Source organism: Dyella ginsengisoli LA-4 (genome assembly GCF_000334915.1).
In the GTDB taxonomy this organism is placed as follows: domain Bacteria; phylum Pseudomonadota; class Gammaproteobacteria; order Xanthomonadales; family Rhodanobacteraceae; genus Dyella_A; species Dyella_A ginsengisoli_A.
In genome coordinates this window covers 38287-64322 of sequence record NZ_AMSF01000063.1, presented here as the reverse complement: position 1 = coordinate 64322, position 26036 = coordinate 38287, and the positions used below count along the sequence as shown (strand labels likewise).

Below are 26036 nucleotides of genomic sequence, written 5' to 3'. Positions count from 1 at the left end.
CCCGGGAGCCGCAGCAGGTGGGCGACGCGGAACGGCTTGCGGCTGTCGTCGACGAACAGCTGCGTATCGCGGCGCACCGTGCCCTGCCACACACGGAACACGCCGAGCTTGCCGACGAACGGGTCGTTGACGATCTTGAACACGTCGGCGATCACGTGCTGCGCGGGGTCGGCGGCGACCGGTACCGGCTTGTCCTGGGCATCGAGGAAGGGCGGCGGGTTGGCTTCGCCCGGGTGCGGCAGCAACCGGACGGCCAGATCCAGGAATTCGCGCACACCGGCGCCCGAGCGCGCACTCACGAAACAGATCGGCACCAGGTGCCGTTCGCGCAGGCACTGCTCGAACGCGTCGTGCAGCTGCTGCGGCGTGATCGCGTCCTCGCCGGTGTCCAGGTAGGCGCCCATCACGGTCTCGTTGATCTCCACCACCTGGTCGATCAGCTGCTGGTGCGCCTCGCCCAGCGAGGAGAAATCGGTGTCGCCCTCGCGCTGGAAGAACGCGTCGCGCACCTCGGTGCCGCCCGCGGCAGGCAGGTTCACCGGCAGGCATTCGCGGCCGAACGCCTCGCGCAGGTCCTCCACCAGCGCGGGCAGCGCGGCGGCGTCGCTGTCGATGCGGTTGACCACCAGCACGCAGGCCAGGCCACGCTGGCGCGCGTGCTCGACCATGCGACGGGTACCGTGCTCGATGCCGTTGGCGGCGTTGACCACCACCGCCACCGTGTCCACCGCGGCCAGCGCCGCCAGCGCGGGGCCGCGGAAATCGGCGTAGCCGGGGGTGTCGATCAGCTGGATGCGGCAGTCGCCGTGCGTCAGCGAGGCCAGGCAGGTGTCGATGGAATGGCCGCGGGCCTTTTCCTGCGCATCGGTGTCGGAGAAGGTGTTGCCGCGTTCGATCGTGCCCTGGGCCTGGATCACGCCTGCGGCGTACAGCAGGGCCTCGAAGAGGCTGGTCTTGCCGCTGCCGGCGTGGCCGGCCAGGGCGATGTTGCGGATGTTTTCGGTAGGTACCACGGGGGGCGCGTTCATGACGGCCTCCCGGGTCGTTCGACAAGGCTTGGTGGGCAGCCGGTCCACCGCGCTGGATGCGGCGACCGGCGGGCTTGGCTGGCGGGAAACTTGCTCCTCGATACGGACATGACAGGACCCTCCTGCGCGCGAACGCGGGTCCCGTGCCGGCGTCGACGGCGCCGCACGAGGCCGCGGGGCGCGGCGTTCGTTGACGGGCCGTCATGGTCGTCCGCGGCGCGCGTGCGTCCGGGCGGTCATGGCGGAGAGAGGCGGCGAAAGCCGCCCGGCGAGGGTTCTCCCATCCGGCGCCGCGGTCAAGGGGCGGCAAGGTCGCAGGGAACCCGGCGCGCTGCCGGGGGTCCGTAAGACCTCGCGGTTTGTCCGGGGAGGAGTCTGGTCCACACCTTGCCGGAGCCGCGCCATGCCTCACGAGGTCGCTCATCGAACCCACGCCTTTGCCCGACCCGCACCGTTGGACACCGCCGCCCGGGTTGGCCCCGCTGGACGATGACACGCGTGCCCTGCTGCAGCGCCTGCGCCGCCGTCCCTGGCCGCGCGGGCGTCGCCGCAGGCGGCTCGCCTGGGTCGTGGTGGCGCTGCTGCACGGGTTCTTCGCGCTGGTGCTGTGGCACGCGATGCAGCCACGGCCGGCGGTGCCGTTCGACGTTGGCGAGGTGGCTCCGGATGCCTCGGTGCTGCAGGTGCGGTTCATCCCCCGGACGAGCCAGCCGGCCCCGCCTCCGCCGCCGGCCCTGCAGGCACCACAGCGGCCTCCGCGGGCACACGAGACGCCCAGGCGGGACGCCATGCAGGTGCAGCCGACCGGGGCAGCTCCGGCCCCGGCCACAAGCGTGGCCCCGCGGCTGCCGTCGTTGTTCGATCGCGATGGCGTGGCGCGCCTGCCGGTGGCATCGGCCAGCACGTCGGCACCCGTGCCGGACTACATCCAGCGCAAGCCCACCGGCGACATGAAGGTGATGCAGCACACCTCGCCGGTGCCCTACCGTTCGACCCGCTTCGAGCAGTATTTCCCGCCGCCGGGCGAGAACGCCGCACAGGCGGGGCTGCGCAAACTGGTCGGAGCCCTGCACGGCAAGGGGCCGAGCAGCAAGACCGTGAACCTGCCGCACGGTGTGCACCTGAAGTGCAAGACCCTGCTGGGCGTTCCCACGCCGTTCTGCGGTCTGCCGCCGGCCCCGCCGCCGCCCAACGATGGCGACGAACGCCTGAACATGCCGCCGCCACCGCTGGCGAAGGATCCGCATGCGCCGGCACCGCCGTCGCTGGCCACCTGCATCGCGGCCTATCGTGCGCAGGGGCCGCTGCCCTACGGTTGTCCGGTCGATACGCCGGCGCGCGCGGTCGACGAGGAACTGCGCGAGTGCGTCGCACGCTATCGCGCCGGGCAGCGGCTGCCGACATGGTGTCCGGCGGACACCGCGCAACGCGCCAAGGCGTCGCCCGAGAGGGCGGACACCCGCAAGCCCTGAGCGCATCGCCGGTCGCCTGTGGGCCGTTACACTTCCGGCATGCCGCCCCCGTCCCCGGATCGCGACGTCCCTCGCGCCATCGTCCTGCTGCAGTCGCCACGCGAAGCGGCCGAACAGGCGCGCGTGTACCGTCGGCGCACCCGGCAGAGGCCGCGTGACCGCTGGCTGCGCGTGATCGCGCTGGTGGCCAGCCTGTGCGTGCACTTCGGCTTCCTGCTCGGGGTGGTGCTGGGTCCGGTGTACGTGCCCGAGCTCCCTCCCGAACAGCCCGGCGAAGCACTGCAGGTGCGGTTCATCGAGAAGCACAAGGACGAGCCGCCGCCCCCGCCGCCGCCGCCGCTCGGCGCGTTGCCGAAGAAGGTCGGGCCGGTGCATCGCGGCACGGTCAGCAGTGGCGCGTTGCGCGTGGCCCGCGCCGCATCGCCGGCCTTGCCGGCGGTACCGGCACCGAGCCCGCTGCCGGTGCCATCGATCGAGCCGCCGGTGATCGACGCCGTAAAGCGCACGGCGGTTCCCCGCCCGGACAAGGTCGTCGCCGCCAGACCGCCGCCGGTATCCGTGCCGAAGCCGGCGCCGGTACCGACACCGGATCTGCAGCCGGTGCCATTGGCCGGCGAGCCGCCCACGGTCACGCTCGACAGCCCGCCGATGGCCAAGCCGGTGCCGCCGAAATTCCAGCCGGAGCCACCGCGCAAGCCTCAGCTGGAGGGCAATCGGCCGATTCCGCCGCCCGCTTCGCTGGCGATGCCGGAGCTGCCGCCGCAGTCTCCGCCGACGCTGGCGCCGCCCACGCTGGCGTTGGATACCCGCGTGCCGGCGAGCCCCGCACCGGCCAGCCTGGTCGTGGCCCGCCCCGAGGTAACTGCCGCGCCGCCGGCCCCGGATCTGTCGCCGGTGCCGCTGCCGGCCCAGGCCGCGCCGACGGTGAACCTCACGCCGCAGTTGACGCCGCCGGGTCCGGTGGTGGCCGTGCAGCGTCCATCGATCCAGGCCCCAGCGATCGCCGTCGCCCCAGCCGAGGAGCCGGAACTGGCCGCGGTGCCGGTGGCGCCCAGGGCACCCACGCTGAGCGATCGACCGACACCCCCGGCGTTCGCCGCTCCGCAGGTGGAGCCGCCGGCGGCGAAAGTCGCGGTGACCGTCGCCCGGCCGGAATTGTCGCCGGCGCCTGCCGAGGCGGCGCCGAAGCCGACGAGCACGCCGGCTTCGGCGTCGGCAGCGAAGACGACCGCCGCAAGCGCACCCGCCCCGGCCGAGGCAGATTCGCCCGCCAGCGCCACGCGGGAGGGCCCGCCCGACGTCAGCTCCGCCCCGGATGCCGCGCCGCAAGGCAGCGACACCGCCGCGCCGGGGTCGCCACAGGGGAAGCCAGCGCCGCTGCTGATCGGCAGGGACGGAAGCATCGTGCTGCCGGCGCCCGGGCAGGGAGCGGGCAGGGCGCCCGGCGCGCCGGCGCAGGGAAGCTCGGCGCAGGGTGCCGACCATGGCATCGAGGGCAACCCCGCACTGGGCCAGTACATCCAGCTCAAGCCGCACGGCGATACGCAGATCATGCGACACCGCGCGCCGGACATCGGCTACCGGCCGACCCGCTTCGAGCAGGACTGGGCGCCGGAGGGCGAGAGTTCGATCGACAGCGCGCTGCGCCACGCGGTGGAGAAGACCACGGTCAAACACACCTTCCATCTGCCGCGCGGCGTGCGTATCGAGTGCGCGGCGATGCCGCTGTTCCCGATGGCGCTGCTCGGCTGCCACAACCCCGACCCGCCGCCCAAACCGCTGGAGCAGGCGATCTACGACCGGCTCAACCTGCCGGCCACGCCACTGGCGCCGCCCCCGCCTGCGCCCGCCACCGTTGAAGCGCCTGCACCGGTCACCCCGATCCGGCTGGACAACACCGTGCAGTGCGCCAGCGCCCGCGTGGCCGGCGCGCCGCTGCCACCGGGATGCGCCGATCCGCTGGCGCCTACCCGTCCGGTGCCGTTGCCGGCGCGGACCAGTTCGTCCAGCTGGGTGCCGGCCAGCGACCAGTTCCAGCCGGTGCACTGACGGGTCAGCGCGTGCGCAGTGCGAGCATGGCGCTTTCCAGCGCGAACACGTGGGGATCGTCGGCACCGAGCGAGCGCAGCGACGCGGCGAGTCCGAGCAGGTAGTCGCGGTTGGGACCGCTGGGGCCTGCGGCGTCTGCGATCTGGCGGGCGATCACCGGTTCGGGCGCCGGACCCAGCCAGGCGCCGTTGCCGGGAGGGGCAATGTAGGTGACGGCACTGGCCGGGCTGCCGCCGTCCATTTCGAGTTCGACGGTCTCGCGTAGGTAGCCGTTTTTCTCGCGCACGTCGAGGGCTGCGAGCGTGGCCGGGCGGATGCGGAAAGCCAGGCCCAGGCAGCGCGCGCCGGCCTCGCGGACAAGCGTGACCACCCGGCCCGGCGCCTCGGGCGTGCCGCGGTGGTCGTGCGAGCCCTGCCAGAAGCGCCGCGCCCAGCCATGCAGCGTCGCCGGGTGCTGCTCCAGGCAGTCGAAGCCGGTCTTGTAGAGGATCGATCCGTAGCCGAACAGCCAGATGCTGTCGCGGTCGAGCAGCTCGGTCCGGTGTCGGTTGGCCAGGGTGGTATCCAGCATGGGCGGCAGGTGTGGATGGTCAGTCGGCGGCGTGCGGGTGGATCGCCTCCACCAGCGCCAGCAACTGGTCGCGGAGCTGATCCATGCGGGCCGGCGGCAGCTCGACCTGGCAGCGCATGTACGAAGGCAGGCCGGCCGCCCGCTGTTTCAGCGCGCGGCCGCGCGGCGACAGTGTGATGCGCACGCGGCGCTCGTCCTCGGGGTCGCGCCGGCGGGCAAGCAGGCCGTTCGCCTCCATCCGCTTGAGCAGCGGGGTGAGCGTGCCCGAATCCAGCAGCAGTGCCTCGCCGATCTCGCCGACGGTGCGCGTGCGGTGTTCCCACAGCACCAGCATCACCAGGTACTGCGGATAGGTCAGTCCCAGTTCGTCGAGCATGGGACGGGCCAACCGGGTCATCCGGTTGCTCGCTGCGTAGAGTGCGAAGCACAGCTGCTGCTTGAGGCACAGCGAGGGCTGCGGATCCGGCATGGGCGGGGTGGGACGGCGTGGCATGGGCGGCAGGGTGGCCCAGACCGGCGGCGCGGACAAGTCGTGGCGACCGGTCCGCGCCGCCGGCGGTCAGGCCAGTGCCGGGTAGTCGGTGTAGCCCTTCGAGCCACCGCCGTAGAGCGTGTCGCCGTCCAGCGGGTTGAGCGGCGCATCCTCGCGCAGCCGGCGCGGCAGGTCGGGGTTGGCGATGAAGGCGCGGCCGAACGCCACCAGGTCGGCCTTGCCGCTGGCCACCGCCTCGATCGCCATGGCGCGGTCGTAGCCGTTGTTGACGATCCAGGCGCCCTTGAACGGGCGGCGCATCGCGGCGTAGTCGAACGGCTGCGGCTCGCGGTTGCCGCCGGTCTCGCCCTCGATCACGTGGATGAAAGCCAGGTCCAGCGTGGCCAGCCGCTCCACCGCGCGGTTGAACAGCGCCTGCGGATCGCTGTCGGCGATGTCGCCGAACGGGGTCAGCGGCGACAGGCGCACGCCGGTGCGGCCGGCGCCGATCTCTTTCGCCACCGCCTCGCACACCTCGAACAGCAGGCGCGTGCGGTTCTCGATGCTGCCGCCGTAGGCATCCGTACGCCGGTTGGTCTTGTCGCGCAGGAACTGGTCGATCAGGTAGCCGTTGGCGCCATGCACCTCGACGCCGTCGAAGCCGGCCTCGATCGCGCGGCGCGCGGCGATGCGGTAGCTGTCGATCAGCGCGGGGATCTCCGTCAGCTCCAGCGCACGCGGTTCGGAGACGTCGCTGAAGCCCTCGGTGGTGAACACCTTGGCGTCGGCGCGGATCGCCGACGGCGCCACCGGCGCCTTGCCGCCGGGCTGCAGCGAGGTGTGCGAGATGCGCCCCACGTGCCACAGCTGCAGCACGATGCGGCCGCCGGCCGCATGCACGGCGTCGGTCACTTCCTTCCAGCTGGCCACCTGGGCGTCCGAATGGATGCCGGGGGTGGCGATGTAGCCCTGGCCCTCGGGCACCACCTGGGTGGCCTCGGCGATGATCAGGCCGGCGCTGGCGCGCTGGCTGTAGTAGGTGGCCTGCAGCGCGCCCGCGGTGTTGCCCTCGCCCGCGCGGTTGCGGGTGAGCGGAGCCATCACGATGCGGTTGGGCAGCTTCAGGTCGCCGACGGTGATCGGCTGGAACAACACGGAAACGTCGGCCGGGCGGTCGGTCATGGGAACTCCTCGGGATGGGGTGGAAAAGACGTGGCGCGATTGCGCTGCATGGCAGCTGGGGAGCGCCATTCGTATTTCAAGCGATTGGATTGTACGCAATGGAAACGTGGTCGGATCGTGAGTACGCTCAGCCGGCCAGCCGGGTGCGTCGCCACCACTGCGAAAAGCTGCCGCAGGTGCCCGCCACCGGAGTGAACAGCCGCGGGACGGGGTGCCACTGAATCCTCGTTCCGGCCGGGCCGAGCGCCTGGCGCAGGTGCGGATCGTCGACGGCATGCACGCTTTGCGCGCCGGCCAGCGCGGCGACCAGCTGCGGAGCGGGAGCCAGCCAGCGCAACGGCGCCAGCGAACGCTGCCGTTCGGCGACAAACGCCCAGCGCCGCGCCGACCATGGCCAGCGCCGGTGCCAGTCGTCAATTGCCACGGCCACGGGGAGGGCGTCCCCCGGCAGGTCCGCCGGTGCCGCGCGCAGCGCCCACGGATGCACCAGCCACACGTCGCGCCCGTGCACGGCGGCGGGGTCGGGCGCGCCGTGGCCACACGCGGCGGATGGGCCGTCGAGCAGTGGCGGTTCGTCCTCGCCCTGCGCATCGTCGCGGGTTTCGGCGGCTGCCGCCGAGGGATCACGGGCGATCCGGTCCAGTGCCTCGTAGCTGCAGTCGATCGCGGTGCCGGTGCTGTGCCAGTCACGCGGGGCGTATTTCGCCACGTTGGCCGCGTTGAACAGGTAGGGCTTGTGGCTGCCGGTGCCGGCCACCCACTGCCAGCTCAGGTGGTTGCTGGCGAGGTCGCCGTCCAGCAGGTGCCCGTAGAGCCAGTCCGCGCCGGCACGCCAGTGCACCTTGCGCAGGTGCACCACGTAGCTGGCCAGCCACATGCGGGCGTGGTTGTGCAGGTAGCCGGTGGCGTACAGCGTGGCCACCGCGCGGTCGATCGCCGGCACGCCGGTGCGGCCCTGGCGGATGTCCGCGGGAAGGGTGTCCGCATAGGTGGAGTCCGGCAGCGGGCCGGCGTGCAGCGAGTCGAGGATCGCCTCGCCACGACGCTCCCAGACGTGATGGAAGTACTCGCGCCAGCCGAACTCGTAGACCAGCTTGTGCTGCGGCTCCAGCCGATGGCGGGCGGCGATCCCGGCGTGGGCTTCCGGCAGCGTGAGCACACCGTGGGTGAGATAGGGCGAAAGCCGGGTAACTGCGCCGTCGAGGGCGTTGCGGCTGCGCGCGTAGTCGGCTGGACGCACCGCGGCGAGCCGGGCGAGGGCGGCTTCGCGGGTGGGCGGGAAGTCGTCGGGGGTCATTCGAACAGGTCGGCCTGTGGTGACGGCGATGGCGGCGCGGCGCGGCGACGCCGCCGGGTGCTGGTGGGCAGGCCGCTGCGGCGGGAACCGTGGCGGCCCTGGATCGCGTCGGCCTCCGCGCGGGCGCGCGGATCGCGGCGCACGGCGTACAGCCGTTCGCGGGCGCTGGCCAGGGCGACCTTCTCCTCCACCAACGGGGCTGGATAGTCGCGGCCGATCACGCAGCCGGCCGCGCGCTGCTGCGCCGGGTCCATCCGCCACGGCTCGGCCAGCAGCGGCAGCGGCACGTGCGCGAGTTCCGGCAGCCAACGGCGGATGAAATGGCCGCCCGGATCGTGGTCGCGCGCCTGCTTCGCCGGCGAGTACATGCGCAGCGTGTTGATGCCGGTGGTGCCGCTCTGCATCTGCATCTGGCTCCAGTGGATGCCCGCCTCGTAATCGAGGAACTGGCGCGCCAGGAACAGCCCCGGTTCGCGCCAGTGCAGCCACAGGTGGTAGGCGGCGAAACTCACCAGCATCGCCCGCATCCGGAAGTTGAGCCAGCCGGTGGCGCGCAGCGAGCGCATGCAGGCGTCGACCATCGGGTAGCCGGTGGCGCCGGCGCACCACGCCTCGAAGCGCTCGCGGTCGAATTCGCCCTCGCGCAGGCCGTCGGTCGCCCGGGCCAGGTTGCGGAACTCCAGCGACGGCTGGCTCTCCAGCTTTTGCATGAAGTGGCAGTGCCAGCGCAGCCGCCCGGCGAAACCGCGCAGGGCGCGGCGCACATCGGTGTCGTCCCGGGTTGCAAGGGTCGCCACGGTGGCCTGGTGCACCTGGCGCATCGACAGCATGCCGAAGGCGAGGTAGGGGCTGAGCCGGCTGCCGCCGCGCTCGGCGCGCAGCGGACTGGAGATCGACTTGAGGTAGTCGTGGCCGCGGTGGGCGAGGAAGCTGGCGAGCGTCGCCTCTGCCGTGGCCTCGCCGGCCATCTGCAACTGCTTGCCGTGCGGTGGCAGGCCAAGCCGGGCGAGATCGGGCAGATCGTGCGCCTCGAGACACGCTTCACCGCGGAAGCCCGCGGGCGTGGGGATCTGCGGGGCATCCATCCGTGCCTGCCAGCGCCGGGCCCAGCCATCGCGCGAGCGCAGACGGCGCACCGCGCCGGTCTGGGGAAACTCCGTCCAGGCCACGCCGCGGCGCCGGCACCACGCAGCTACCGCCTGGTCGCGACGGTAGCTCCAGCCGGAGCCGGTTTCCTCGTGACTGAGCAGCTCGTCGAAGGGGAAACGCGCGCGCAGGCGGTCGAACACGCTGCACGCCTCGCCCACCTCGACCAGCAGCGGCAGGCCGCGGGCGGCCAGTGCCCGTCGCAGTTGTGCCAGGCCCTCCAGTGCGAACGCGACGTGGGCCGACGAACCCTCCGGGCTGGCCAGCCAGTCCGGCTCGATCAGGTAGACCGCCGCCGCCGCGTCGGCCCGTGCGGCGGTGGCCAGCGGCGCGTGGTCACGCAGGCGCAGGTCGCGCTTGAACCAGACAAGGGAACGTAAAGGCATGCGCCTGGATACGCGCGCGACGCTCCTTCCGATGCCTGCGGCCTTCTGCGCTCAGAGCAGCCGCAGCAGTTCCTTCATCAGCGGCAACCGGCGCACGCGTACCGCGGTGGCGCGGAATACCGCGTTGGCGAGCGCCGGTGCGGCGGTCGGCATGGCCAGGAAGCTGGCGCCGGCGGGCGGCCGGTCATTGTCCGCGATCACCACGACTTCCACCGCATTCGGCAATTGCGCCATGCCGGCCAGGCCGTAGGCGCTCCAGTCCCGTTGCTGCACCTGGCCATCCCTGACGGTGATCGCCTGGTTCAGCGCCTGGCCGAGCGCGTCGAGCGTGGCGCCGGCAAGCTGGCCTTCCAGCCCGGTGGGGTTGATCGCACGGCCGATGTCGGCCACGCAGACCGCGCGCTCGATGGTGAGCTGCTCGCCCTGCATCGAGGCTTCCACCGCGTGCGCGACATAGGCGCCGTCCATGTACCAGGCGGCGATGCCCAGGCCGTTGACGGTGTGCAGCCAGGTCGGCCAGTCGATGCGCTCGGCGGCCAGTTTCAGCACGTTGGCCAGCCGGCCGGTGTCCAGCGCACCGCCGCCGGGCAGCGGCAGCTGGCGCGGCTCGCCGATCACCCGCAGGCGGGTGTCCAGCGGGTTCTCGCGCATCACGTGGGCGATCTCGTCGATGAAGCTCTCCACGGCGAAGGCCTGCGCCGTATCGGGCATGCCGCGCATCGGACCGCGCGGGGTGACCGCCTGCAGCGCGTACCAGTCCAGCCGGAAGTTCGGCACCAGGCCGGCCGGGAGATGGCCCGGATCGGCTTCGGCGGTCCCCAGACGGCCTTCCGGCACGCCACGGCCGGCCAGCGCCGGTGCGGTGGCGAAGCGCTGGCTCCAGGCCAGCAACTGGCGCTTGCGGCCAATGATCGCCTGCATCGCATGCACGCTGCCGGAGCGGTAGAAGTCGTGCGCGAGATCGTCCTCGCGCGTCCACAGCAGCCGCACCGGTTTGTCGAGCATCTTGCCCAGCATCACCGCCTCGGCCACGTAATCGTGGTCGAGCCGGCGACCGTAGCCGCCGCCCACGCGCGGTATGCGGATGGTGATCTGCGCCGGCGACAGGCCAGTGAGCCGCTGCACCACGGCCAGTGCCTGCTGCGGTGCCTGGGTCGGAATGACCAGCTCGGCGCGGTCCTTCTCGATCCGTGCGAAACAGTTCATCGGCTCGGCCGTGGCATGCGCCAGCCACGGCTGGACGTAGGTGGCCTCGATGCGCCGGGCGGCTTTCTTGCTGGCGGCATCGACGTCGCCGTCGTTGCGCATGCGAAGGGTGGGTGCGTCGTCGCCTGCGAGCAGGGTCTGCGCCTGCTGCTCGATGGCAGCAGTGGACTCCCCCGCGGCCGCGCCGGGTTTCCATTTCAGTTCGAGCGCCGCGCGACCGCGCAGTGCCGCCCAGGTGCTTTCCGCCACCACGGCGATGGCGGCGCAGCGCGGCGTGGTACCCGGTGCCTGGCCCTTTTCCGGCGCCAGGCGCAGGACCTTCTGCACGCCCTTGACGGCCAACGCCTTGGTCGTATCGATCCGGTCCAGGCTGCCATCCGGCCACGGACAGTGCGCCAGCACGGCCACCAGGGCGTCGTCGTTGGCGTGGTCGATGCCGAAACGGGCCTGTCCGGTGACCACGGCCCGCGCATCGGCATCGCCGGCGCCCTTGCCGATCAGGGTGAAACGGTCCGGCGTCTTGATCGGCACGGGTACCTTGGGTGGGTCGATCTTCGCGGCGGCCTCGGCCAGCGCCCCGTAGCCCAGCCGCCGGCCATCGCCGGCGATCACGTGGCCGGCCTCGCAGCGCAACTGGTCCGCCGGCACGCCGAGCTGGCGCGCAGCGGCCTGCAGCAGCAGCCAACGGGCCAGCGCACCGGCCGGGCGCAGGTCGTTCCACGCCGTCGGCACCGAGGTGCCGGTGCCGCCGAGCTGGTGGCCGTAGACGAAGCGGGTAGCGCCGTCGACCTGGGTCGTGTCCGGCCCCAGTGCGATCACCTTCACGCTCGTCCAGTCCGCGTCCATCTCGTCGGCGATGATGCGGGCCAGCGCGGTCGCCGCACCGGTGCCGGTTTCCGGGTCGCGCGCGCCAATCAGCACGCTGCCATCGGCATCCACGCGCACGTAGGTGCCCAGGCCGTAGAGCTGGTCGCCGAGCCAGCCGGCGGGCACCGGCGCATCGGCGGCATCGACCAGCGGAATGCCCACCACCAGCGCCCCGGTGGCGCCGGCCAGCACCTGCAGGAAGCGGCGCCGCGACAGCCGGATCATGCCTGGCCTCCCTTGGCGGCGCGCTGGATCGCCTTGCGCACGCGGGTCTGGCAGCCGCAGCGGCAGAGGTTGGGCAGGGTGTCGATGTCGGCGTCGGTGGGATGCGGCTTGCGGTGCAGCAGGTCGACGCCGGCGATCAGCCAGCCCGGCGTGCAGTAGCCGCAGCCGATCGCGTCCTCGTCGATGAAGGCCTGCTGCAGCGGGTGCAACTGGCCGTCGGGCCCGGCAAGTCCCTCCACGGTCACCACGGATTTGCCGGCCAGCCGGGCCATCGGCAGGGTGATCGCCGAAATCGCCTTGCCGTCGACCAGGACCAGGTCGGCGCCGCCGGTTCCCCTGGCGTCGGCGTACTTGGTGCCGGTCAGGCGCAGCACGTCCCGCAGATACCAGAGCAGCGGCAGCTCGGGGTCGCCGGTGTGGCGGAAGTCCTCGCCGTTGATCCGCAGACCGATGCCGTCACGGACCTTTTCCGGCGTGACGGAGGTGTCCGGATTCGCCAGCAGACCCTGGTCCTGCAACTGCGTCATCAAACCGCTCCCGAGGATGATCCGGGCATTCTCGCATCCCCTGCGAGGGTTAGGGATGGGCGGGCCTGAACAGATGCTGCCAGACGAAATACACCGGCGCGCCGGCCAGCATGATCAGCACGCCGATGCCGGCATTGCGGGGATTGCTGCACATGGTCTCGACCACCACCCAGCCGATCACGCCGACGAACAGCAGCGGCAGCAGCGGATAGCCCGGCACCCGGAAGCTGGTGCCGGTACCGTCGTGGCGCCGGTACCAGAACAGGGTCAGCACGCCGATCGCGCAGGCCAGCCAGTCGGCGAAGGTGGCGTAGTCCAGCAGCTGGCCGTAACTGCCGGACACCACCAGCACGATCGACCAGCCCGCGAGCAGCACGATCGCCAGGTTCGGCGTGCGATGCACCGGGTGCAGCCGCGCCACCGAGCGGAAGAACAGCCCGTCCTCGCCCATCACCTGCAGCACGCGTGCGCCGGCCACCACGGTGATGTTGCAGAAGCCCAGGGTGGAGATCGCCACGCCCAGCGAGATCGCCTTGGCGCCGACAGTGCCGAACACCCGCTGCATCACGTCGGCCGCCGGCGCGTGGCTGGCGGCCAGTCCCTCGTGGCCGAGCGCGGCCAGGTAGGCCACGTTGACCAGCGCGTAGGCGACGATCACGCCGAGCATGCCGAGGAACAGGGCGCGCGGCAGGGTGCGCTGCGGCTGGTCGACTTCGCCGGCGAGGTTGTTGAGGTAGGTAAAGCCGGAGTAGGCGAACAGCACCGGCAGCGCCGCGCCCATGAAGCCCACGCCGTGCCGCGCCTCATCCACGCCCAGCACTGCCTGCGCGCCCTGGCCCACCCCGGCCAGGTACAGGCCGCATCCCACCAGCGCGGCGACCGCGGCCAGCTTGAGCACCGAGAAGGTGTTCTGGATCGTCGCGCCGAGGCGGATGCCGAACAGGTTGATGCCGGCGACGAAGGCCAGCGCAGCGACTGCCAGCGGCGTGGCCGCGCGCGGCGGCAGGTCGAACAGTGCCGAGGCGTAGCTGGCGAAGATGGTGGCCACCGCGGCGGTGGATCCGGAGTAGATCACCAGCAGCATGGTCCAGCCGAACAGGAAGCCGGCCAGTGGGCCGAAGGCTTCGCGCAGGTAGACGTAGATGCCGCCGGTGTTCGGTCGCCGCGCGCCGAGCTCCGCGTAGCACAGTGCACCGACGAGGGTGAGCAGACCCGCACCGACCCACATCGCCAGCAGGGCGATACCCGATTCGGTGCGCGCCGCGGCCACGCCGGGATTGAGAAAGATGCCGCCGCCGATGATGCCGCCGATGACGACCATCGCCGCGTCGCCAAGGCGCATGCTGCGCAGATAACCGTTCGGGGTGTTGGGCATGCGCGGGCGATCCGTTTGCGGGAGGCGGGAGAGGAGGCGGCATCATGTCGGTCCGCGGCAAGAGCAGCAAGCGCCTACTCCCCTTGTAGGCGCATGCTGACAGGCTCGCTGCCCGTGGCTGCCCATACTCCCGCGGCTGTTGCCACGGCCATGGGGCCGAGGTGCAGAGATCGCCAACCACAGGGGAGTCACCGATGAGCAAACGCTTCACCATCGCCGTTGCGGCGATGGCCCTTTCCTGCATCTCCACCGGCTCGCTGGCCGCGACCACCTCGGGCCAGTTCTTCCTCAATGGCACGGTGGGCCAGTCGACCTGGCACGACGACGGCTTCAACACGAACAACAAGGACACCGCCACGGCGTGGCGCTTCGGTTACGCATGGAACGTCGATCAGCTGAGCTACGGCTTCGAGGCCGGCTATGCGGACCTGGGCAAGGGCAAGGGCAACCTTTATTCCGGTTACGGCAGCACGGACCTGTCGGGCGGCGCCACCGGCCCGCTGGCGGGCGTCAACATGACCTACCGCTTCCGCAACCGCATGTTCATCGACGCCCGTCTCGGCTGGATGCACGACAACGTCCGTTTCGATATCGGCGGATCCAGCTCGAGCTATTCCGGTGATGGTGGATACGCGGGTATCGGTGTCGGCTACGACGTCAACGAGCACTTCGGTGTGGGCGTGGCATACGACCGCTACAACGTGCGTGCCCAGATCAACGGCTCCCGGTCTCAGGATGGCGTGGACGTGTTCTCGGGGTTTGCCGAAGTTCGCTTCTGAGTCCGTTCGGCGGGGATCGAAAAAGCAACGGCCGCCCATCGGGCGGCCGTTGTTCTTCAGGTGCTGGTGACTTACCAGCGGAAGCGCATGAACGCATCCAGGTTGCTCACGTCCAGCGTGCCGATACCGGCACCCGGGGTGTAGTGCGGTGCGCCCTGGTAGAACCAGTTGTCGCCACCGTTGACGCTGTTGAACGGCGAGTAGCGGCCATAGCCGAACACCGCCTGCAGGAAGTACACCTGCGGATTCCACAGTCCGATGCGGTGCCCCGAGCTCTGTCGCAGCAGGGCGGTGATGCCGTTGAGCTGCGGGGCCACGAAGCTGGTGCCGCCCTGGCCGGCCGTCAAACCACCGTCGGTACTGGAATACACCAGGTATCCGGTCTCCGGGTCGGCGTTGAGCGAGATGTCCGGCAGGTTGCGGCCGGCGAAGTGCGACGGCAGCTTGAGCAGCGTGGTCGGACCGGCGGTGGGGTCGTTGTAGTCCAGCGACTGGTGACGCTCGGTGCGGCGGATGCCCCGGGTGAAGTACTGATAGAACGGCTTGCGCCAGTAGCTGCTGACGCCGCCGCCACCGCCCACTGCGAACAGGTCGACCACGCCCTTGCCGAAGTTCGTGTCGAAATAGTTCTGCAGGTAGTCCCAGCCCCACACGCTTTCCTGCGAGACCGATGCCACGGGGCCGTTGCCGAAGGCAAAGCTGAAGGGCGTGGTGGTGCCGCCGGCTGCGGTGATGTACGGGTCGGATGCCGGCGAGTCCACCGTCAGCGGTGCACTGAATTCACCGGGGCCGGTGCCGTAGCCGAGTCCGCGCACGGTGTCGTAGGCCCCCGAGTCGCCGGCCGCGGCGAACACCGACTGGCCCTGCACGGCGGCCTCCATCAGCAGCGTGTGGAAGGCGCGCAGCGTGCCGACGTCGCGGGTGTCGTTGACGCGGGCGCCGTCGACGTTCAACGCCGCGAAGTTGTAGATCTCCGGTGCGCCCCAGCTGGTGGAGATGGCGTCGGCGCGGTTGTCCACCACCGCCTGGGCCAGCGCGTTGACGAAGCTGGCGTTGGTGTTCGGCGCGTCGTAGACGAGGATGTCCGCATCCGGCGCCAGGCCGCCGGCCTGCTCGACGTCCAGCGCGGTCTCGCCGCTGCCGCTGTTGATCGCGCCACCGCCATCGACATGGATCTGCTCGATGCGGTGCGACTTGGTGGTCAGGCCGATCGCACTCCAGTAGGCCTCGGCATCCGCAGGATCGAAATTGGACAGCGTCACGATGGCGACGGTGGAGCCCTTGCCGGTGATGCCGCGCTGATACAGCGGGTTGATGTTGTAGAAATTGGCCACGTCGCCGACGGTGTACTCGCCCGGCTGTCCCGACGCGGTGGGATTGCTGTCGGCGGTCTTGGCCCGGTTGGCGCCGATCGCGTTCAGGCTGGCCAGCTTGGGGGCGGCCTGGGGCAGGTGCGGCGAGCTCAGCCGGTGCGACAGGAAGCTCGATTCGTTGTCCAGGCCGACGATCGCGTCCACCTGGCCGGCCAGGCCGGCCGGCATCACCACGTCGCCGGTCGGGCGGTGGTAGAGGCGGCCGTTGGCGCGCAGCCGGTAGCTGTGAATGGGCGTGCCGAAGGCGGCGCTGAACTGGGCCAGCGTGCCGCTGACCTGCAGCGTGACGCGGTTGGCCATCACGTCGCCGCGCAGGCCCTGCGAGGCAAGGTATCGCTGTACGCGGGCGATCTCGGCGTCGGAAGCGCCAAAGCGCCGGGCGAATTCCGCGGTGCTGAGGAAGCGCTGGAAGTTCGCGCTGCCGGGGGTCACGGTCTGCTGGATGTAGTTCGCCAGTCCGTGCTCATCGCGCAGGCGGAGCATCAGCGTGACGTTGACGGTCTGCGAGGCGTCGGCAGCGCTCGTGGTGGCTGCCTGCGGCGCATCCGCGGCGCTGGCGAGCGATGCGCCGGCGAAGAACAGAGCGAGGGTGGCGGCGAGGGTGGTGCGGTGAAGCGTGGATCGCATGAGACTCTCCTTAGAACACGGCCGGATCGGAGGCCACGACAGTTCGCGCACGGCACGACCCGTCGCGCTTCAACCCGATGGGCGAGCGCGTCATCCGTAGCGATGACTTCGTTGTTTCCCTGTACGCCGCCGCGTCCCCCGCAGACCGCGATGGCGTTCTGTGAGCTTGCACCCAAAATCGTTCCAAGTGAAGTGCTAGCGGGTCGGCATTTTTCCTAGCACGGTCGGCGTCAGGTTCAGTTCGCCGCGTACGGTGAGCGCGCAGGCGCCGCCGATCGTGATTGCTCCGGAGTACGCATCGCGCGCGACGTCGACGATGCCATCGCGCCCGACCTCACGCCCCTGGCTGGCTCGATAGTGCAGGCCGTATCCGGTGTCGCCGCGCGCTGCCAGCCAGGCCATGATCGCCGCGTTGGCGCTGCCGGTGACCGGATCTTCCGGAATGCCGTCGGCCGGACAGAAGGCCCGCACCGCCATCGCCGCGGTGCCGTCGGTCTCGCGCCCGAAGACGCTCACCCCCACGGCTGCATGGTGTCCACACAGCGCCGCCACTGCGGCCAGGTCCGGCTGCAGCGTGCGTACCTCGTGCGCTTCATGCAGGTCGCAGACCAGCCAGTGTGGGCCGTTGTCGACCAGTCGTACCTCGTCCCGTTCCAGCCTGGCCGGCAAGGCCGCGGCCAGCCGCTCGCGCAGGTCGTCCGCGATCTCGAGGATCCGCGCCGGTGGCGCCTGGACGTGGATCCGGCGGGCGCGGCCATGCCCTTCCACGCGAACCGGCAGCAGCCCCGCCGCACATTCCTGCACGAGCGAGCTTTTGCCGGTATCGACCAGGCCAGCCTCGATCGCGGCATAGGCGCTGCCGACGCTGGGGTGTCCGGCAAACGGCAACTCCTGGCGCGGGGTGAAGATGCGCACGCGGTAGTCCGCCTCCGGCGTGGTCGGCGGCAGCAGGAAGGTGGTTTCCGACAGGTTGGTCCAGCGCGCGAACGACTGCATTGCCGCGTCGTCGATGTCCTGCGCATCGATCACCACGGCGAGCGGATTGCCGAGCATCGGGCGGTCGGAAAAAACGTCCAGCTGCATGAAGCGACGGGCGGGCATGGCAACTCCGGAAGAGGGGGGCGAAACGGCACCATGCCAGCGGCACGCAGCGCGGGCAACGTGCCGCCGGCGTGTCGCGACATGCGGGCGGCGCACGAAACGGGCTGTCCTTTTCTGTTACGTTTCACGGCCCTTCGGCGCACGTTGCCGGGGGACTTCAACCGATCACACAAGGAAGCAAGATGAGCAGGAAGCTTGCCGCGGCGTGCCTCGCCGCGTTGGTGCTGTCGTCCGCCGCCCACGCGGAAGGCAAGCAGTATTTCGTGGATGCCGCATTGGGTGCCTCCGACGGCCACCTGGATGGGAGTTACCGCTACAGCGACCGCCTGGACGGCACGGACGTGGCTGGCGCGGTGCGTGTCGGCGTGATGTGGCAGGGCCAGGCGGACTGGGGAATCGAGGCCGGCTACGTCGACCTCGGTCAGGTGTCTGACCAGTACATCGTCTTCCCGTCCAACGTGACGAACGAATCGCGTACCCGGGGCATGCTGGTGGGTGGCAACTTCACCTACCGCTTCGATGCGCCCTGGTACCTGTCCGCCCGCGGCGGCTGGCTGCATAGCTGGACCGATCTGCGCACCCGCGTCGACGGACCCTACGGCGCGGCGCCCTCGGCCTCGGCCAGCGGCGATGGCTTCTACGTCGGGGTGGGGGGCGGCTACGACATCAGCGAACGTCTCAGCATCGGCCTGCACTACGACCTCTATCACGTGCAGGCTTCGGGTGGCGGGGCCGACCTCAGTGGCGACATCGGCACCGCGATGGTGCAGCTCGAATACCGGTACTGACCCGAACCGGGACCGTGGGGCAGTGCGCCTCACGGTCCGGGTCACCCCTGGTCGCTGTCGCCATGGACGTCTGGCCGCCTGTTCGCCGGAATCGGGAACTGGCCAACAGACCGGATCCGCCATGGCGGCTAAGGTGTGTCCGCAGTGCGTACTTGCGCATGTGCAGATCGTGATCCGGTTCACAGGGGTGTTCGATGTTCGGCAAACGGGCGGTGGCGTTCCTCGCCGCTTTGATCCTCGCGCCTGCCGCATACGCGGCGGCGCCCCAGTATTTCGTCGATGTCGGCGCCGGCAGCGCGCAGGCGCGGCTGGGCGAGCCCTCGGGGACCGGTTATCGACGCGACGGCAATGACGTGGCGAGCGCGATCCGCGTCGGCGTTCGGTGGCGCGGCCGGGTCAGCCTGGGCATCGAGACCGGGCTGACCTACCTGGGCAGGTTCTCGGACAGCTACAACCTGCCGGGGGCCAGCGTGCACGACCAGGTGCGCGTATCGGCGGGTCTGCTTGGCGTCACGGCGACCTACCGCGCCGATGCACCCTGGTACATCAGTGCCCGTGCCGGCCTGCTGCATGGCTGGCTGGATATCAGTTCCCAGGTCAAGCCGCCGATCTACGTGGTCAGTGGCAACGGAGAAACGGCGGGCAATGGCTGGTACGCAGGCGTAGGCGGTGGCTATGACATCAACGACCGTTTCAGCGTCGGCGCTCACTACGACTTCCATCACCTGAACGCCTCGCGCAACGGCATGCGCATGGACGGCCACGTCGGCACGTTGATGCTGCAGCTCGAATACCGCTACTGAGTGGGCATGGCCGGGTGCGGCCCGGTGCCACGCGGTTTGGCCCGGTCGCGGCCGCTGGGGCAAAATAGCGGGCTGGCGCCGTCGAGATCCCCCCGGCGGGCCCTGATCCCCGCGAGCCGCCCATGACCGCCATCAAGCAGGAAGACCTGATCCAGTCCGTCGCCGACGCACTGCAGTACATCAGCTACTACCACCCGGTCGACTACATCACCAACCTCGCCGCCGCCTACGAGCGCGAGGAATCTCCTGCGGCCAAGGACGCGATGGCGCAGATCCTGATCAACTCGCGCATGGCCGCCGAAGGCCACCGCCCGCTGTGCCAGGACACCGGCATCGTCACGGTCTTCCTTAAAGTGGGCATGGACGTGCGCTGGGAGGGCTTCACCGGCTCGCTGGAAGATGCCGTCAACGAAGGCGTGCGCCGCGCCTACAACGACCCGGACAACAAGCTTCGCGCCAGCGTGCTGGCCGACCCGGCCGGCAAGCGCAGCAATACGAAGGACAACACACCGGCGGTGATCAACGTCTCGATCGTGCCGGGCGACAAGCTCGACGTGATCGTCGCGGCCAAGGGCGGCGGTTCGGAGGCGAAGAGCAAGTTCGTCATGCTCAACCCGTCCGACTCCATCGTCGACTGGGTGCTCAAGACCGTGCCGACCATGGGCGCCGGCTGGTGCCCGCCGGGCATGCTCGGCATCGGCATCGGCGGTACCGCCGAGAAGGCGATGCTGCTGGCGAAGGAATCGTTGATGGAGCACATCGACATCCAGGAGCTGATCGCCCGCGGGCCGAGCAACCGTGCCGAGGAGCTGCGCATCGAGCTGTACGAGAAGGTCAATGCGTTAGGGATAGGCGCGCAGGGCCTGGGTGGCCTGACCACCGTGCTCGACGTGAAGATCAAGGACTACCCGACCCACGCGGCCAACCTGCCGGTGGCGATGATCCCCAACTGCGCGGCCACCCGCCATGCGCACTTCACCCTGGATGGCTCCGGCCCGGTCGCGCTCGATCCGCCCTCGCTGGAGCACTGGCCCAAGCTCACCTACAACCCGACCAACGCGCGCCGGGTGAACCTGGACACCATCACCGCCGAGGAAGTCGCCAGCTTCAAGCCGGGCGAGGTGCTGCTGCTCAACGGCAAGCTGCTGACCGGTCGCGACGCCGCGCACAAGCGCATGGTCGACATGCTCAACAAGGGCGAGAAGCTGCCGGTCGACTTCAAGGGGCGCTTCATCTACTACGTCGGCCCGGTCGATCCGGTGCGTGACGAGGTGGTCGGCCCGGCCGGCCCCACCACCGCCACCCGCATGGACAAGTTCACCGAGCAGGTGCTGGCGCAGACGGGCCTGCTCGGCATGGTCGGCAAGGCCGAGCGCGGGCCGGCGGCGATCGAGGCGATCAAGAAGCACCGTTCGGTGTATCTGATGGCGGTCGGCGGTGCGGCCTACCTGGTGTCCAAGGCGATCAAGGCCTCCAAGGTGGTGGGCTTTGCCGATCTGGGGATGGAGGCGATCTACGAGTTCGAGGTCAAGGACATGCCGGTGACGGTGGCGGTCGATTCGGCCGGTACCTCGGTGCACAAGACGGGGCCGCAGGAGTGGCAGGCGCGAATCGGGAAGATTCCGGTCGTTGTTGAGTAATTGGGCACTGCGCGCATTTGCTTCCTCATTCCGTTCCGGGAGATCGGCGCTGTGTTACCCGTGGCCCTCACTGCCGTCATTCCCGCGAACGCGGGAATCCAGTGACTCTTGGCTATGCGGTTACGCTGCTGGAAAAGAGCAAGAGCGTTTCGTCCTCCTTCGGGGGCCGAGTCACTTCTCTTTGCATGGCCAAAGAGAAGTAACCAAGAGAAAGGCCACCCCGCTTTCGCGCCTCCCGGGCCGTTGGCCCGGGAGGTACGCGTCCGGGCTGCGGGGTTTGTCGACAGTCCATCCATGGACTGACGCCAAACTGGCTCGCATCCCTGCGAGCCACCCTTCGGGCTGATCCTCCGCCCGGCCGCCGCTGCAGAGGGGGGGGAAGATCAAAAGCCGCGCGCAAAGGCTCGGCGATCGCTCACGCGATCACCATCGCCTTTGTGTTGTTGTCCATGTCGATGCCGATGCTGTTGCTGAAGCTGAGGCCGTAGTCGCAGTTATTGCCGCTGCCGTCGCCGTCGCTCTGGCTGTAGCTGTAGCTGTAGCTGTAGCTGTGGCTGTGGCTGTGGCTGTGGCTCTTGCCCTTGCCCTTGCCTTTGATCCCCACCTCCCTTGTGAGGCGGTGAGCCGTGGACGACAGGCCCGCAGGGGCATCGGCATGGATGCCGATGCCTTTTCGCCAGTGCATGGATGCACTGTCGAAAAGCCCGGCCGCGGCTCACGGACTTGCCGGGCGCAGCCCGGGAAGCGCCGAGGAGGGTCGCCTTCTCTTTGGTTACTTTCTCTTGGCGACCCAAGAGAAAGTAACTCGGTCGCCGAAGGCGAACGAAACGCTCTTGCTCTGAAAATATCCCCGTGTCGTCACCGGCCGGCACCTCGAGTGAGGCCTACGAGTCACGAGAAAGCTAGTTAGTCGGGGTATTTGGATGTCTAAACGTCCAAACATGCCGCCCAGTTGCAATCGCGTTGCCGCAGCGCAACACTGGCGAACCTTCCACGCCACCTGGCCCAACTACCCGTGACCCCGCCCACCCAAGCGCCGCTCCCCGCGGACGCCCCCTGGATCGTGATGAAGTTCGGCGGCACCTCCGTCGCCACGCTTCCCCGTTGGCAGAACATCCGTGAGCTGGTCGCCAGCCGCCGCGCCGAAGGCGCGCGCGTGCTGGTGGTCGTCTCCGCGCTGACCGGGATCACGGACGCACTGAAACAGCTGTGCGGCGAGAGCGACCGGGCGAAACGGATCGCGGCGGCCGACGCGATCGCGCAGCGCCACTACGACCTGCTGGCGCACATGCAGCTGGAGACGCCGCCGACGCTGGCCGAACGGCTGCGTACGTTAGCGGAGCTGGCCGACAAGGGTCCGGCCGAGCTGGGCGAGCTGGCCTGGTCGGCGCAGGTGCAGGCGCACGGCGAGCTGATGTCCAGCGCGCTGGGCGCGGCCTTTCTCAGCCACAGCGGCGTGCCGACCGAATGGGTCGACGCGCGCGAGTGCCTGAGCGCGATCGCCCTGCCCAACCAGAACGAGCGCACCCGGCTGCTCTCGGCGATGGTCGATGCCCGCCCCGATCCGGCGCTGAACGCGCGCTTGGCTGAGCTGGGCGAGGTGTTCATCACCCAGGGCTTCATCGCCCGCGAGGCCGACGTCGAAGGCAGCCGCCGGCGCACGGTGCTGCTCGGCCGCGGCGGCTCGGACACCTCGGCTTCGTACTTCGGCGCCCTGCTGAAGGCGGCGCGGGTCGAGATCTGGACCGACGTGGCCGGCATGTTCACGGCCAACCCGCGCCAGGTGCCGGGCGCGCGCCTGCTGCAGAAGCTGGATTACGAGGAGGCCCAGGAAATCGCCTCCACCGGTGCCAAGGTGCTGCATCCGCGCTGCCTGTCGCCGCTGCGCGAGCCGCGCGTGCCGCTGCTGATCAAGGACACCAACCGGCCCGAGCTGGAAGGCACGGTGATTGGTCCGGAAGTGCGCGAGCACGCGCCCAGCGTCAAGGCGATCAGCGCGCGCAAGGGCATCACCCTGGTGTCGATGGAGTCGGTCGGCATGTGGCAGCAGGTTGGCTTCCTGGCCGACGTGTTCGCGCAGTTCAAGCAGCACGGCCTGTCGGTGGACCTGATCGGCTCGGCCGAGACCAATGTCACCGTGTCGCTGGACCCGACCGAGAACCTGCTCGATTCCGACGCGGTCGCCGCGCTGGCCGCCGACCTGGCCAAGGTGTGCCGGGTCAAGGTGATCGCGCCGTGCGCGGCGATCACCCTGGTCGGCCGCGGCATGCGCTCGATGCTGCACACGCTGTCCGGCGTGCTGGCCGAGTTCGGCCAGTTGCGGGTGCACCTGATCTCGCAGTCGTCCAACAACCTCAACCTGACCTTCGTGGTCGACGAGAGCGTGGTCGACGAACTGCTGCCGCACCTGCACGAACTGCTGATCGGCGCCGGCGCGCTGCGCACCGACGACAGCGCGCTGTTCGGCCCGAGCTGGCAGGCGCTGTACGGCAGCGGCGAGGCGCCGGTGGCGGCCTCCGCCTGGTGGCGCGAGGCCGAACGCGAACGGCTGCTGGCGATCGCTGCCGAGGCCACGCCACGCTACGTCTACCACCTGCCCACGGTGCGCGCGCAGGCGCGCGAGCTGAAGACGCTGGCCGCGGTGGACCGCCTGCACTACGCGGTGAAGGCCAACACGCACCCGGCCATCCTGAAGGCGATTGCCGAAGAAGGCTTCGGCTTCGAGTGCGTCTCGCCGGGCGAACTGAAGGCGGTGATGGCGGCGGTGCCGGAGAGCGCGCCGCTCTTGTTCACGCCGAACTTCGCCCCGCGCGAGGACTACGCCTGGGCGTTGACCACGCGGGCCACCGTCTCGCTGGATTCGCTGTACCCGCTGGAGCATTGGGGCGACACCTTCCGCGGCCGCGAGATCGTGCTGCGGCTCGACCTGGGTCGCGGCCTGGGCCATCACGAGAAGGTGCGCACCGGCGGCAGCGGCAGCAAGTTCGGCCTGCCGGTGGAGCAGCTCGATGCCTTCCTGCGCCTGGCCGACCGCCATGGCGTCACGGTGCGCGGCCTGCACGCGCACCTGGGCTCGGGCATCCTCGACGCCGGTCACTGGGGCGAGGTCTACGCGCAGCTGGCGAGCCTGGCCGAGCGGATCGGCAGCGTGGCCTTCCTGGACATCGGCGGCGGCCTCGGCGTGCCCTCGCACCCGGGCGAGGCGCGGCTGGACATGGTGGCGCTGGACAAGGTGCTGCGCGAGGTGAAGGCGGCCTATCCGCACTACCAGCTGTGGATGGAGCCGGGTCGCTACCTGGTGGCCGATGCCGGCGTGTTGCTGGCCAAGGTCACCCAGCAGAAGGGCAAGGGTGCGCTGCGCTACCTCGGTATCGATACCGGCATGAACAGCCTTATCCGCCCCGCGCTGTACGACGCCTGGCACGAGATCGTGAACCTGACTCGCCTCGACGAACCGGCGACCGCGCTGGTCCAGGTGGTCGGCCCGATCTGCGAGAGCGGCGACGTGCTCGGCACCGACCGCCGCCTGCCCGAGGCCAGCGAGGGCGACGTGGTGCTGATCGCCCAGACAGGCGCCTACGGCAAGGTCATGTCCTCGCCGTACAACCTGCGCGAGGACGCGCAGGAAGTGATCCTCGACTGACGGCGCTCTGCCTCCTCGCTGCCCGTGGAACGACGGGCAGCGAGGAGGCGGCGCCGTTAGAATCTGCGCTTGCGCCGAGCCGCGGCCGGCGAGGAGACTCATGTGAACCATCCGATCCAACCGCGCCTGACCCAGGTGTTCCGTTTCCTGCATGCCCGCTACGCCGATGGCGTGGCCGAGCTGGCCTACGCCTTCGACGAGGGTGAGCCGCTGGTCGAGCGCATCCGCTTTCCGGCCGCGCCGGCCCTGCCGCCGGCACGCCAGGCCGCGTTCGACGCGGCGCTGAAGCTGCTGCACCTGATTGCCGGCGTGAGCTACTACAAGGCCGGCGTGCCGCCGCAGATCGAGGTGGCGAATGGTCCGCTGGACGACGCCACCGCCGACCTGCTCGACGCGCTGTACCTGCACGGGCTGGCCGAGTTCGCCTACCGCAACGGGCTGGACCTGCGCGGTCGCATCCATTTCCCGCGCGGTGGTCAGGCGCTGCCGGCGATGCCTGCGCTGGGCCTGCCGAAACGCACCCTGGTGCCGATCGGTGGCGGGAAGGATTCGCTGGTGGCGGTCGAGGCGATCAAGTCGATCGGCGGCGACGCCACCGCGGTGTGGGTCGGCAACTCGCCGCTGATCGCCGCCTGTGCCGAGCGCACCGGGCTGCCGACGCTGAACATCCAGCGCGAGCTGGCGCCGGGGCTGTTCGAGCTGAACCGGCTGGGCGCGTGGAACGGCCATATCCCGGTGACCGCGGTGAACTCGGCGATCCTGGCCGTGGCGGCTATCCTCTACGGCCACGATTCCATCGCCTTCGCCAACGAGCGCTCGGCGTCGGCGGCCACGCTGGAGTACGACGGCCAGCAGGTGAACCACCAGTGGAGCAAGGGCTACGCCTTCGAGACGCTGCTGTCCGACTGGCTGCACAGCCACGTGGCGGCGGATCTGGACTACTGCTCGCTGCTGCGCCCGTATTCGGAGCTGGCGATCACCCGTGCGTTCGCGAAGCTGACGCCGTATTTCGACAGCTTCTCCAGCTGCAACCGCAACTTCCGCATCCTCGGACCCAAGCCGGCCGACCGCTGGTGCGGGCAGTGCCCGAAGTGCCATTTCGTGTTCCTCGCCCTGGCGCCGTTCCTGCCCAAGCCGCGGCTGCTGACGATCTTCGGCCGCAACCTGCTGGACGACGAATCGCAGGCGGCCGGCTTCGACGCGCTGCTGGAATACCAGGATCACAAGCCGTTCGAGTGCGTGGGCGAGGGCGCCGAGGCACGCGCCGCGATGTATGCGTTGAGCCAGCGGCCGGAGTGGGCCGAGGATGCGCTGGTCGCCCGCTTCCGCAGCGAGATCCTGCCGCAGCTCGATATCGCGCAGCTGGCGCTGGAGCCATGGTTGCAGCCGTCCGGCGAGCACCGCGTGCCGGCCCGGCTTCAGGCGGCGCTGGCGGCGATCGGTTGATGCGCCACCGTGCCCCTGTAGGAGCCCGCTCGC

At 70.1% G+C, this 26036-nt stretch carries 20 protein-coding genes; 8 read left to right on the top strand and 12 right to left on the bottom strand.

The window, feature by feature from the left end:
* A partial coding sequence (locus C693_RS0115335) for a GTP-binding protein (protein ID WP_017463158.1) occupies positions 1 to 1028 on the bottom strand: 1028 nt, incomplete at its 3' end.
* A gap of 437 nt (positions 1029 to 1465) precedes the next feature.
* Between C693_RS0115335 and C693_RS0115330 the strand changes: the two genes are divergently transcribed.
* Together C693_RS0115330 and C693_RS0115325 are read left to right on the top strand one after the other, a co-directional pair.
* The gene (locus C693_RS0115330) at positions 1466 to 2500 is read left to right on the top strand and encodes a hypothetical protein (protein ID WP_198506886.1); all 1035 of its coding nucleotides are present in this window, start codon (positions 1466 to 1468) and stop codon (positions 2498 to 2500) included.
* A gap of 39 nt (positions 2501 to 2539) precedes the next feature.
* Entirely contained in the window at positions 2540 to 4549 is a 2010-nt protein-coding gene (locus C693_RS0115325; protein WP_083868333.1) for a hypothetical protein, read from the top strand.
* A gap of 4 nt (positions 4550 to 4553) precedes the next feature.
* Here the strand turns inward: C693_RS0115325 and C693_RS0115320 are convergent, their stop codons facing one another.
* The 8 genes from C693_RS0115320 to C693_RS0115285 all read right to left on the bottom strand — a co-directional run bounded on the left by C693_RS0115320 (position 4554) and on the right by C693_RS0115285 (position 13803).
* Positions 4554 to 5120 carry a gamma-glutamylcyclotransferase gene (locus C693_RS0115320; RefSeq protein WP_017463156.1) on the bottom strand — a complete coding sequence of 189 codons (567 nt, stop codon included), beginning with the start codon at positions 5118 to 5120 and terminating at the stop codon, positions 4554 to 4556.
* A 19-nt stretch (positions 5121 to 5139) separates the two neighbouring features.
* Positions 5140 to 5613: a MarR family winged helix-turn-helix transcriptional regulator gene (locus tag C693_RS0115315; protein WP_026107458.1), complete on the bottom strand. Its 474-nt coding sequence runs from the start codon at positions 5611 to 5613 to the stop codon at positions 5140 to 5142.
* Positions 5614 to 5679: 66 nt separating this feature from the next.
* On the bottom strand, positions 5680 to 6774 hold the full coding sequence (locus tag C693_RS0115310) for an alkene reductase (RefSeq protein WP_017463154.1): 1095 nt from the start codon (positions 6772 to 6774) through the stop codon (positions 5680 to 5682).
* Positions 6775 to 6901: 127 nt separating this feature from the next.
* A complete protein-coding gene (locus C693_RS0115305) occupies positions 6902 to 8071 on the bottom strand; it encodes an FAD-binding domain-containing protein (RefSeq protein WP_017463153.1) in 1170 nt (389 codons plus the stop codon).
* On the bottom strand, positions 8068 to 9603 hold the full coding sequence (locus tag C693_RS0115300; protein ID WP_017463152.1) for a cryptochrome/deoxyribodipyrimidine photo-lyase family protein: 1536 nt from the start codon (positions 9601 to 9603) through the stop codon (positions 8068 to 8070). Before C693_RS0115300 ends, C693_RS0115305 begins: the two co-directional genes overlap by 4 nt.
* A gap of 51 nt (positions 9604 to 9654) precedes the next feature.
* Positions 9655 to 11901: a xanthine dehydrogenase family protein molybdopterin-binding subunit gene (locus C693_RS0115295; RefSeq protein WP_017463151.1), complete on the bottom strand. Its 2247-nt coding sequence runs from the start codon at positions 11899 to 11901 to the stop codon at positions 9655 to 9657.
* On the bottom strand, positions 11898 to 12428 hold the full coding sequence (locus tag C693_RS0115290; RefSeq protein WP_017463150.1) for a (2Fe-2S)-binding protein: 531 nt from the start codon (positions 12426 to 12428) through the stop codon (positions 11898 to 11900). The genes C693_RS0115295 and C693_RS0115290 overlap by 4 nt, the downstream gene beginning before the upstream one ends.
* 49 nt (positions 12429 to 12477) lie before the next feature.
* Entirely contained in the window at positions 12478 to 13803 is a 1326-nt protein-coding gene (locus C693_RS0115285) for an APC family permease (RefSeq protein ID WP_017463149.1), read from the bottom strand.
* Positions 13804 to 13997: 194 nt separating this feature from the next.
* On the opposite strand from C693_RS0115285, the gene C693_RS0115280 reads away from it, so the two are divergent.
* A complete protein-coding gene (locus C693_RS0115280) occupies positions 13998 to 14582 on the top strand; it encodes an outer membrane beta-barrel protein (RefSeq protein ID WP_017463148.1) in 585 nt (194 codons plus the stop codon).
* Between the two features lie 71 nt (positions 14583 to 14653).
* Here C693_RS0115280 and C693_RS0115275 read toward each other — a convergent pair whose 3' ends face one another.
* Positions 14654 to 16582, bottom strand: coding sequence for a S53 family peptidase (locus C693_RS0115275; protein ID WP_017463147.1), 1929 nt, complete (start codon positions 16580 to 16582; stop codon positions 14654 to 14656).
* A gap of 195 nt (positions 16583 to 16777) precedes the next feature.
* Positions 16778 to 17683 (bottom strand): PhzF family phenazine biosynthesis protein, encoded by a 906-nt coding sequence (locus C693_RS0115270; RefSeq protein ID WP_017463146.1) that lies wholly within the window; start codon positions 17681 to 17683, stop codon positions 16778 to 16780.
* A gap of 182 nt (positions 17684 to 17865) precedes the next feature.
* Here C693_RS0115270 and C693_RS0115265 point away from each other — a divergent pair, with 182 nt between their 5' ends.
* From C693_RS0115265 to C693_RS0115255, 3 genes are all read left to right on the top strand, one after another.
* Positions 17866 to 18471, top strand: coding sequence for an outer membrane beta-barrel protein (locus tag C693_RS0115265; RefSeq protein ID WP_017463145.1), 606 nt, complete (start codon positions 17866 to 17868; stop codon positions 18469 to 18471).
* A 194-nt stretch (positions 18472 to 18665) separates the two neighbouring features.
* Positions 18666 to 19274 (top strand): outer membrane protein, encoded by a 609-nt coding sequence (locus C693_RS0115260; protein ID WP_017463144.1) that lies wholly within the window; start codon positions 18666 to 18668, stop codon positions 19272 to 19274.
* A 122-nt stretch (positions 19275 to 19396) separates the two neighbouring features.
* Complete coding sequence (locus tag C693_RS0115255) at positions 19397 to 20914, top strand: fumarate hydratase (protein WP_017463143.1); 1518 nt, start codon at positions 19397 to 19399, stop codon at positions 20912 to 20914.
* A gap of 415 nt (positions 20915 to 21329) precedes the next feature.
* Here the strand turns inward: C693_RS0115255 and C693_RS23805 are convergent, their stop codons facing one another.
* Positions 21330 to 21599 carry a hypothetical protein gene (locus C693_RS23805; protein ID WP_157798641.1) on the bottom strand — a complete coding sequence of 90 codons (270 nt, stop codon included), beginning with the start codon at positions 21597 to 21599 and terminating at the stop codon, positions 21330 to 21332.
* Between the two features lie 330 nt (positions 21600 to 21929).
* On the opposite strand from C693_RS23805, the gene C693_RS0115245 reads away from it, so the two are divergent.
* Both C693_RS0115245 and murL read left to right on the top strand, forming a co-directional pair.
* Complete coding sequence (locus C693_RS0115245; RefSeq protein WP_277813088.1) at positions 21930 to 24557, top strand: bifunctional aspartate kinase/diaminopimelate decarboxylase; 2628 nt, start codon at positions 21930 to 21932, stop codon at positions 24555 to 24557.
* A 102-nt stretch (positions 24558 to 24659) separates the two neighbouring features.
* The gene (gene murL / locus C693_RS0115240) at positions 24660 to 26003 is read left to right on the top strand and encodes a UDP-N-acetyl-alpha-D-muramoyl-L-alanyl-L-glutamate epimerase (RefSeq protein WP_017463140.1); all 1344 of its coding nucleotides are present in this window, start codon (positions 24660 to 24662) and stop codon (positions 26001 to 26003) included.
* The last annotated feature ends 33 nt before the right edge of the window (positions 26004 to 26036 follow it).

What these genes read in the sequence shown, in the direction of transcription:
- C693_RS0115285 (WP_017463149.1), bottom strand. Translation starts at nt 13,803, where the DNA reads ATGCCCAACACCCCGAACGGTTATCTGCGCAGCATGCGCCTTGGCGAC.
- C693_RS0115310 (WP_017463154.1), bottom strand. Translation starts at nt 6,774, where the DNA reads ATGACCGACCGCCCGGCCGACGTTTCCGTGTTGTTCCAGCCGATCACC.
- C693_RS0115275 (WP_017463147.1), bottom strand. Translation starts at nt 16,582, where the DNA reads ATGCGATCCACGCTTCACCGCACCACCCTCGCCGCCACCCTCGCTCTG.
- C693_RS0115325 (WP_083868333.1), top strand. Translation starts at nt 2,540, where the DNA reads ATGCCGCCCCCGTCCCCGGATCGCGACGTCCCTCGCGCCATCGTCCTG.
- C693_RS0115300 (WP_017463152.1), bottom strand. Translation starts at nt 9,603, where the DNA reads ATGCCTTTACGTTCCCTTGTCTGGTTCAAGCGCGACCTGCGCCTGCGT.
- C693_RS0115280 (WP_017463148.1), top strand. Translation starts at nt 13,998, where the DNA reads ATGAGCAAACGCTTCACCATCGCCGTTGCGGCGATGGCCCTTTCCTGC.
- C693_RS0115260 (WP_017463144.1), top strand. Translation starts at nt 18,666, where the DNA reads ATGTTCGGCAAACGGGCGGTGGCGTTCCTCGCCGCTTTGATCCTCGCG.
- C693_RS0115315 (WP_026107458.1), bottom strand. Translation starts at nt 5,613, where the DNA reads ATGCCACGCCGTCCCACCCCGCCCATGCCGGATCCGCAGCCCTCGCTG.
- C693_RS0115255 (WP_017463143.1), top strand. Translation starts at nt 19,397, where the DNA reads ATGACCGCCATCAAGCAGGAAGACCTGATCCAGTCCGTCGCCGACGCA.
- C693_RS0115265 (WP_017463145.1), top strand. Translation starts at nt 17,866, where the DNA reads ATGAGCAGGAAGCTTGCCGCGGCGTGCCTCGCCGCGTTGGTGCTGTCG.
- C693_RS0115270 (WP_017463146.1), bottom strand. Translation starts at nt 17,683, where the DNA reads ATGCCCGCCCGTCGCTTCATGCAGCTGGACGTTTTTTCCGACCGCCCG.
- C693_RS0115305 (WP_017463153.1), bottom strand. Translation starts at nt 8,071, where the DNA reads ATGACCCCCGACGACTTCCCGCCCACCCGCGAAGCCGCCCTCGCCCGG.
- C693_RS0115320 (WP_017463156.1), bottom strand. Translation starts at nt 5,120, where the DNA reads ATGCTGGATACCACCCTGGCCAACCGACACCGGACCGAGCTGCTCGAC.
- C693_RS0115295 (WP_017463151.1), bottom strand. Translation starts at nt 11,901, where the DNA reads ATGATCCGGCTGTCGCGGCGCCGCTTCCTGCAGGTGCTGGCCGGCGCC.
- C693_RS23805 (WP_157798641.1), bottom strand. Translation starts at nt 21,599, where the DNA reads ATGCACTGGCGAAAAGGCATCGGCATCCATGCCGATGCCCCTGCGGGC.
- C693_RS0115290 (WP_017463150.1), bottom strand. Translation starts at nt 12,428, where the DNA reads ATGACGCAGTTGCAGGACCAGGGTCTGCTGGCGAATCCGGACACCTCC.